The organism is Nonomuraea sp. NPDC003707, assembly GCF_053587055.1.
On sequence record NZ_JBSFNK010000014.1, the window covers coordinates 292,689 to 301,183 of the forward strand.

The window sequence follows — 8,495 nt, forward strand, 5'->3', positions numbered from 1 at the left end:
GGTCAGGGGCGGGGGGTGGCGAGGTCGGTGCGGAGGAATTCGGTGATCGCCGTGTTGAAGGCCTCGGGCTGCTCCACCGCGCTCAGATGGCCGGCCTTCGGGATGATCTCCAGTCGCCCGTCGGGTACGGCGCGCGCCATCGCCTCCGCGTCGGCGGGTGGCGAGAGCTCGTCCTCCTCCCCCACCACGACCAGCAGCGGCACCTTCAGCGCGCTCAGCGTGTCGAACGAGTCGGGCCGCGCGGCCATCGCCCGTTGCGCCCAGGCGACCGCGCCCGGCGGCGCGGACTGCACGAGCCCCTTGACGCGCCCGAACACCATGGCCCGCCGCTCCCTCGTGGTCGGCCCGATGAGCGCCGGGAGCACCTCGCTGACCAGCACCTCGCTGCCCTCGGAGAGCACGGCCTGCGCGATGCGCTCCCTGTTGTCCCGCGCCGGGGGCGGGTCGGCGCCGGCCTTGGTGTCGGCCAGGATCACGCCGAGCACCCGGTCGGGGTGCCGGCGGCAGAATGCCATGGTCACGTAGCCGCCCATCGACAGCCCGCCCACCACCGCCCGCTCGATGCCCTCGTCATCGAGCAGCCTGGCGACGTCGTCGGCCATCAGGTCGAGCGACGGCTCGTCGTCACCCAGGCGGGACCCGCCGAAGCCGCGCAGGTCGGGTGTGATGACCCTGCAGGCCTTGGCCAGTCCCTCGCGCTGGGCCAGCCACATGGCCGACGAGAGCGGGAACGCGTGAAGCAGCACAACCGGGAGCCCGGTTCCGGCCGATCTCGTGTAGAGCTGCACGGACCACACGGTAGCCCGGTTCACGGCCGCAAGCACTCAATGTCGTATGCCTATATCCGCCGAAAACCGAAGACGGCTTCGCTAAAGCTCCCTATAAAGACGGCATTTCGCCAATGTCGGCTATAAAACTGGCATTGGCCGGCGAATAATCGCGTACACAATTAGATGGCGGTGGCGCCGCCGTCCACGAACAGCACCTGGCCCGTCATGTACGCGGAAGCCGAGCTGGCCAGGAACACGGCCGGCTGGGCCATCTCCGCCACCGTCCCCCAGCGCCGCATGGGCACGGTGGCGACCGTGGCGGCGCCGGAGGTCTCGTCCTCCCAGAGGTTCCGGTTGAGGTCGGTGGCCGTCCAGCCGGGGCACAGCGCGTTGACCCGCACCCCCGCCCGCGCCCACTCCACGGCCAGCGTCTTGGTCAGCGCCACCAGCCCGGCCTTGGCGGCGGCGTACGGGGCGAGGAAGGGCGCGCCGAGCGCCGCCACCGACGCCACGTTGATGACCGTGCCGCCACCCCGCTCCAGCAGGTGGGGCGCGACGGTGTGGCAGACGATCATGGCCGAGTCGAGGTTGAGCCGCATCAGCTTGTCCCACCCTGACAGCCGCAGGTCCTTGAACTCGACGAGGAAGTTGGAGCCGCCCGCGTTGTTGACCACGATGTCGAGGTGCCCGAGCCCGTCGATCGCCGCCGCGACGGCCCCCGCGGCGGCGTCGCGGTCGGTGAGATCGGCGGGGATGACGACCGCGCGCCTGCCCAGCGCCTCGACCTCCTTGGCCACCTCGGCCAGGCTCTCGGCCGAGCGGGACACGAGCGCCACGTCGGCCCCCGCCTCGGCGTAGGCGAGCGCGATGCCCCGCCCGATCCCCTTCGACGCTCCCGTGACCAGAGCCTGCTTCCCACTGAGATCGAACGCGCCCACGCTGCCTCCTCGAGTTCATTACCGAACAAGATTCTAGTGACATGACACCCGAAAACGCCACCGGCGCGGAACCCGTGAGGGTCCCGCGCCGGTGTCCGATCAGTTGGGGCTAACCTCCCAAGCCCCAGATGATGATGTCGAGCGCGTCGGCTATTCCGCTCTTGTCGAGATACTGGTTGACCTTGAAGCCGGTTTCGGCGATCGTGCCCGTCCTCGTGTTCTCGGGCTCGACCTTGTCCGGCCGGAAGATCTGCCGCTCACCCTGGCCGGAGCCACCGGGCCGGGCCGCCGGCGGCGGTCCGTCCGGATACATCCGGCCGTCTCGGTAGACGCTGTAGGACTGCGTCGGCTGGGTCGAGCCGTCGTTGCGGTAGATCTGGCTCGGCCGTGGCTGCATCGGCTGCCGGCTGTCCCTGGGCGGCGACTGCCGCTGCTGCGCCCTGTGGCTGGTCGGCCGCTGCGCCGGACGCTGCCGTGCCCGCTGGATCCCGCTGGGGAGCCGGCCGGACCGCCTGTTACGCGTCCTGGCCGCCGCCGCGGCCCGGCGCTTGGCCGCCTGCTCAGCGGCCTTTCTCCTCGCCTCTCTCTTCGCCGCCGCCGCGGCCCTCCGCTGTGCCCGTGCCGTCGCCGCCTTCCTGGCCCGCTCGGCCGCCCTCTTCTTGGCCTGTTCCTGGAGCTTCTTCCTGGCCGCGGCCGCGGCCTTCTTCCGCGCCGCCTCCAGGGCCCGCTTCTTGGCCTCGGCCGCGGCTCTCCGCCTGGCCTCCGCCAGTGCCCGGCGCCGCGCCGCCGCGAGGGCGGCCCGCCTGGCCGCCGCACGCGCCGCCGCGATGGCGGCCCGCCTGGCGGCGGCCATCGCCAGCCTCCTGGCGATGATCTGCGCCGAGACCCGCACCACGACCACCGCGACGAACCAGAACAGCTGGCCGTCGGGGTCGCTCATGGTGATGGGGCTGTTGTTGGCGTAGGCGTAGGCGTTGAGCTGCTGCGGGGTCTGCTCCTCCATGACGGGGTCGACCGACAGGAAGCGCCCGTTCTTGGGGTCGTACTCGCGAGCGCCGAGGTGGACGAGCCCGGTCGTGGAATCCTGCGTGCCTCCCACGAATCCGCGCTGCCCCGGCCAGAACGCCGGTGGCGATCCCCGGTTCTCGCCGAACGGCGTCGTCCTGCGTACGGCCAGCTCACCGGTCCCGGCGTTCACGGCCGCCTGAGCGGTGCCCTGGTGGTCGTTGACCAGGAAGTAGACCTGGTTGTCCGGCGTGCGCACCGCGATGGGCTCGCCGCCGATGGTGTAGTAGCGAGTCTGCTCGACGGCGTCCTTGGCGAAGTCGAAGCGCAACTCGATGTCGTCGATGTAGAGCGTGGAGTCGGTCGGCGTCTTGCGGATCAGCCGGTCGCCCTCCGCGTTGTACACGAAGGACGTCGTCTTGCCCGCCTCCGTCACCGACTCCAGGTTGCCCTCGGCGTCCCAGACCAGGCTCTGGTCGGAGTTGCCGACCTTGCGCCTGGTGGTGTTGCCCGCGGCGTCGTATTCGAAGAGGTCCGACCCGACGGTCTGGAGCGCGTGCGGCTGCTTGGCGCCCGCCGCCGGGTAGGCGGAGGTACGGGTGGTCTCACCCGCGCCGCCCCAGGCGTGCTTGATCTCCTTGGTCCGGTTGCCGGTGGCGTCGTACTCGTAGCTGAGCGCGTACGGGGCCACGCCGCCGATCTTGTCGGACTGCGGGCTGCCACTGGCGCAGTCGTCGGTGCCCGTCCACGCCGAGGTCATCCGGCGCAGATGGTCGTACTTGAAGCACTGCGTGTCCTGGCCGCTCGCGCCCTTGTCGGCGATCTTGGTGATGTTGCCGACCGCGTCGTAGCTGTAGTTGAGGTCCAGGTCGGTCGCCGCGGCGCCCTCCCTGTCCACCCGCATCCTGGACATCCTGCGGGTGCCCTCGTCATGGGTGTAGGTGACCCAGGTCTTCTTGCCTCCCGTGCTCAGCTCCTGCTGCAGGGTCTCGCCCAGCTTGGAGTAGCGGGTCGCGGTCACGTACGTGTTCAGGCCGCTGACCTTGGTCGGCTGGCTGAGCTCGTCGTAGGTGTAGACGACCTGCTCCTCCGCCAGGCCGCCCGCGGCCGGGAAGCTGACGGACTGGACCTGGTCGTCGATCGTGTAGCGGGTGTTGAGCTGGTACGAGCCCGCCAGCTTGCCCTCCCGCTCGGGGACGGTGACGGTCTCGCGCAGCGTGCGGTAGTCGGAGTCGATGGCGTTGATCTCGGCCTTGTACGCCTGCCCGCCCGTGTAGCGGATGCTGGCGTTCATGTGGCCCTTGGCCAGCGCGTCGTACTGCCACTCGGCGAGCAGCGGACCGGTCGCGGAGCCGTCGCGCAGCTCCTTCTTGCGGCCCAGCGCGTCGTAGACGTAGTACAACGTCTTGCCGCGCGAGTCGGTCGTGGTGACCAGCTCGTCGGCGTCGTTGTACGTCATCGTGGTGGCCCCCTTGTCGGGGTCCTCCATCTTGATCTCGCGGCCACGCATGTCGTAGTGGTGCTTCCACACGTTGCCCGCCGCGTCGGTCACCGTGGACAGGCGTCCGGCGTGGTCGTAGGTGTACTTGGTGGACTCGTACTCGCCCGTCGGGGTGGCGCCCTTGTACTGGCGCAACTCGATGAGCCGGTCCTCCGCGTCGCCGATGCGGGTCGTGGCGGTGCCTCCGGCCGGGGGCGTGATGTTGACCCGGTCGCCCTGCTGCGTGGTGCTGACCCGGTACTTCTCCTGGCCCTTCGCCTTGAGGATCTGCGCGTTGGCGTCACCGCTGCCGTCGAAGGTCACCACGACCTGGTTGGGCACGTCCGCGTCGGCCACGGCGAGCAGGTCGGTGGAGGGCGTCCCGGTGGCGAAGTAGCCGGTGTTCGACTTGGCCGCCTCGCCGAGCGAGTTGTAGACGGTGTCGGTGATCGTGCGCCCGTCACGCAGCGCCGGGTCCTGCGTCTGCTCGTCGCGGGGCGCGGGCTCCTGGGTCTGGCGCTTGCGCATCAGGCCGTCGTACAGCTCGTGGCTCGCGCTGTAGGTGCCGTCCGCGTTCAGCGTCTTCGTGGTGACGAAGCTGGGACCGTCGGTGCGCATCGAGTAGGCGTACTCGGTGCTGGGCGACTGGTTGGCCGCCTTGCTGCGGTCGGGCTGCCAGACCTTGACCAGGCGGCCGAGCGCGTCGTACTCCATGTCGATGCGGCGGTTGTTCGCGTCGACCTCGGCGTACGGCTCTCCCCAGGCCGGTTCGAGCAGGGTGAGCTCGACGTGGCCCAGCTGGTTGGTCTCCTTGATCTCGGTCGGGGGCGCGCCCGCCGTCGGGGTGTAGGTGGTGGTGGACTTGGTGCCCAGCGCGTCGGTCTCGCTGGTCTCGCGACCGTAGGCGTCGTAGGTGTGGGTGCTCTCGACGATCGTCGCGCCGTCCCCGGAGACGGTGTTCTCGACGGTGGTCACGTCACCCTTGGTCGGCGCCTGGCCGTACGCCTTGTTGTCGTACTGGACCTTCTGGTCGGAGATGACCTCACCGGCGGCCAGCGTGGACACGGCGGTGCCGCAGCCGGCGGCGACCTTCTGGATCCGGCTCGTGTAGTCGAGCATCCAGCTGGTGTCGTTGCGAGCGTAGGTGTAGCGGGTGCACTGGTCGTCGTCGGTGCTGGCCAGGTCGCCCTTCTCCTCCACCTGGGTGAGCAGGCCCTTGGTGTCGTACTCGCGCTCCTCGCCGGTACGACGCCACTTGCCTCCCTCCAGCGCGGTGCGGGCGACCATGGACTTGGGCTCGACCACGTACGCGGCCTTGGTGACACCGCTCTGCGTGGACTCGGCGGTCTTGACGGACCAGGGCGCCTCGAGCGTGGCGCTCAGGATGGCCCCGCCGTCGCCGTCGTAGACGACCTCCTCGCGCTCGAAGCCGGCGAACTGGTCGAGGTCGTCGAGCTTGACGCCCTCGGTGTCCGTGACCTGCGCGCTGCGCTTGGAGCCGTCGGCCTGCTTGTCACCGTCCATGCCGCGGAAGTAGCGGAACTCCGTCAGCGTGCGCTTGGTGTCCTGGCCGTCGCCCTGACGCACCCGGACCCGGCCGTAACCCCGGAAGTCCGACCACGTGCGGTGTTCGGGCTTGACCAGGATGTTCTCGGCGTAGCGCCAGGCGGTCCCGTCGAGGTACTCGTAGTCGGTGACGACGTTGGGGGCGCCGCCGACGCGGTCCACCTCCATCGTCTGCGTGACCACGTACTTGTGGAACCAGTCGGTCACCTCGGCCTCGTTCGGCGGTGACCAGCGCTGCGGGAAGCAGCGCCTGGCGTTCTTGTCGGCGGCGGGCACGTCGCCGGGCTTGCAGTCGGCGGCGGAGTAGTTGACGCGCAGCTCACCGCCGGACTCGTTGTTCACGGCCTGCACGCGCCACTTGACCAGCGGAGCGCGGCCCTCGTTGGCGTCCACCCGGTTGGGCAGCTGGACGCCGATGAACGTGACCTTGGGCAGCGTGATCGTGCCGCCCACGTGACCGCTCTGCTGGATCGACGCCAGCCACAGCGCCGGGCTCATGCCGTCGCCCGAGGCGGGGAACTGGTGCGCGAGCGTCCAGGAGTCCACCGGGGTGTACTGGCCCGAGGCGTTGATGATCTGCGTGGTGACCTTGGTCAGGCGCTTGCGCGTGAAGAACGTCGGCGCCAGGCGGTCGGTGCACTTCACGCCGGAGTCACAGATCTGGTCGAACGGGACGTCCGGCCAGCTGCTGGCGGTCTCCTTCTTGAGCTGGTCGGCGGCGCAGGTGATGGTGCCGCTGGGCAGGCAGCGCTCGGCCACGTCGAAGACGACGCGGGAGGCGGGAGCCTTGGTGAACAGCTCGTTCTGCAGGTAACCGTAGTCGATGCGGGTGAGGTAGCCCGCGCGGTCGTACACGGTGCCCAGCTCGGGCTTCATGTTACGGCCGTAGTAGTTCTTCTCCTGCGCGTACCAGTACGTGGTGGCGTTGCCGTGGGTGTCCACCGCGTAGTCCAGGTTCCACCGGTACGCCTGCTGGCACCAGGCGTTGGCCGGGGTGCTGTTGTAGCAGGGCTCGCCGCTGTTGTTGCCGAACACCGGCACCGTCTGGACCGACTTCGTCTCCGCCTTGCCGGTGACCCAGCCGGGCAGGCGGTTCAGGCCGAAGGTGTACTGGGTGCCGTCGGCGCCGGTGACCCGCCAGTACTCGCCGTTGTTGTCGCCGTTGGTGGCGCCGGTGAGGTACTCGATGCGGGTGCCGTCGTCGCGCTTGGGCCGCCACTGCTTGCTCGTGGCGTCCTTGACCAGCTCGACGGCCGAGTTGCCGAGCGACAGGGTGACGTTCTCCCCGTCCCAGCACAGGTCGCCGGTCTTCTTGCCGTCGACCATGCAGGACTTGTAGCGGCGCTCGATGTAGCCGCTGGGGTTCAGCTCGAAGCCCTCACCGACCCAGGAGGCCTGGTTGTTGGTGGAGGCGGTGCGACCGTCCACGCTCTGGGAGGAGTAGTCGATCGACAACTCCGGCTCGTCGCCGCCCAGCGCGGGAGGGGTGCGCAGGTCGTAGTCCCAGTTGAAGTCGCCGGTCTGAGGGCCGACGCCCCAGCTCGCCGACGGGGCGAGCGAGGTGGCGGAGTGGTCGCCGGACTGGCCCGAGGCGGCGGCCGTGACCGCGTACAGGCCGGCCGGCTCGAACTCGGCCGTCAGCGTGCCCGCCTTCGGGTCGTTCTCGCTCTTGACCGGCTGGGGGGCGGCGCAGCCGTCCGCCTCGGTCAGGGCGCACTCTTCCAGCTTGACCACGCGGAGCCGGGCGCCGTAGTCGCCGCCGTAGGCGTAGCGGAAGCCGGAGTAGTCGATCTGCAGGCGGGACTTCTTGCCGGACGCGGCCTTGAGGCTCGCTCCCTGGCCGGGCGATACGCGCATCGCGAGGCCGAGCAGCTTGGAGTCGAGGAGCTCGACGCGTACCGGGTCGGGGGTCTCGGCCTTGGCGGCGGCGGCCTTCTGCGGGGCCAGCTTCACGGGGAAGCCGGTCGCCGCCAGGGTGCTCGCCCCGGTGCCGCCCAGCTCCGCCGCCTGGGGTTTGGGCCAGGCGGCGCCTGGCGGCGCCTTCCACGCCTGTTTCTCGACAGGATTGGCCATCGGGGGCAGGACCGGGACGCTCTTGCCCTTGATCGGCTTCTCGTTCTCCACCGAGGGGGCCGGCCGGGGCGCGGCCTCCGCGGGCATGGCGTACGTGAGGGGGACGACGAGGGCGATGGTGAGCACCGCCGCGAGTCTGCGAGGCCAGGGCGACTCGGGCTTGGGCTTGACGAAACGGTTCCAGTAAGGGTCGGGATTGTCGGGTTCGTCGGGTTCGTGAGGTCGATTCCAGCGGGATTCGGGCAGGTCTAACTCACTCGGCAGGTCCATGAACCTCTCCCAGTCGGGGTGCAGATAGGACTTACTGGGGTGGGTGGGAACTTACTGGGCGGCCAGCTGAGCGATCTGCTCGGCGCTCAGCACGCCGTCATACGTGCGGACGTCGTCCACGACTCCTGGCCAGTAGCCGGTGAAGGCGCCCGCGGTCTTGGTCCGGCCCAGTTGCAGCGGGCCGGTGGCGTTCCACGCGCTCGCGTGGGACGTGATGGTGGTGGTCGAGAGCTGGCCGTTGACGTAGATGCGCAGCTCGCCGGCCAGCGCGTCGTAGACGCCGGCGACGTGCGTCCACTCCAGTGGGTTGGGGATGGCGTCGGAGCGGGTGCGTACGAGGGCGGCGGTGTCGGTGTCGGCGGCCCTCATGCCGAGGGTCCACCGCTGCTGTTC

At 69.9% G+C, this 8,495-nt stretch carries 4 protein-coding genes; all 4 read right to left on the reverse strand.

The window, feature by feature from the left end; all coding sequences use genetic code 11:
* Positions 1-2: 2 nt before the first annotated feature.
* Complete coding sequence (locus tag ACWDRB_RS33735) at positions 3-788, reverse strand: alpha/beta fold hydrolase (protein WP_357754800.1); 786 nt, start codon at positions 786-788, stop codon at positions 3-5.
* Between the two features lie 161 nt (positions 789-949).
* On the reverse strand, positions 950-1,708 hold the full coding sequence (locus ACWDRB_RS33740; protein WP_350730050.1) for an SDR family NAD(P)-dependent oxidoreductase: 759 nt from the start codon (positions 1,706-1,708) through the stop codon (positions 950-952).
* Between the two features lie 109 nt (positions 1,709-1,817).
* On the reverse strand, positions 1,818-7,958 hold the full coding sequence (locus ACWDRB_RS33745) for an RHS repeat domain-containing protein (protein ID WP_449900521.1): 6,141 nt from the start codon (positions 7,956-7,958) through the stop codon (positions 1,818-1,820).
* A 195-nt stretch (positions 7,959-8,153) separates the two neighbouring features.
* Positions 8,154-8,495, reverse strand: a 342-nt coding sequence (locus ACWDRB_RS33750; RefSeq protein ID WP_449900523.1) for a LamG domain-containing protein, incomplete at its 5' end; no start/stop codon positions are given.